Source organism: Pseudoalteromonas sp. GABNS16E, from assembly GCF_028598715.1.
GTDB classification, from domain to species: Bacteria; Pseudomonadota; Gammaproteobacteria; order Enterobacterales; family Alteromonadaceae; genus Pseudoalteromonas; species Pseudoalteromonas atlantica.
Genome location: NZ_JAQREZ010000189.1, coordinates 1 through 304 on the forward strand (window position 1 = coordinate 1; position 304 = coordinate 304).

Genomic DNA, 304 nt, shown 5'->3' on the forward strand with positions numbered 1-304 from the left:
ACAAACGTTTCGAAACAAGAAGAAAAAGAACATCAAGATGAGCATGAACACGAAAAGGGACATGAAGAAGATAAAGGTGACCATGACGAGCACGGCCATGAAGGTGGTAATAAAGAGGGAGAAGAAGGACATGAAGAAGGTATCACTATTGATCCAAAGAAGATGTCGCTTGCTAACATTAAAGTGGAAAGTGTTAAGCCTGAATATCAATTTAGCTCCGTATATGCACCTGGCGAAATAAAAGCTAATGGCTATAAAAGTTATGTGGTATCACCACGTACAGAGTCAGTCATTATCAGTCGCC

Annotated in this window: 1 pseudogene; it reads left to right on the forward strand. The window is 40.1% G+C overall.

The window, feature by feature from the left end:
- Window positions 1-304 (forward strand): annotated as a pseudogene (locus PSI06_RS21235) (efflux RND transporter periplasmic adaptor subunit); the annotation flags it as partial.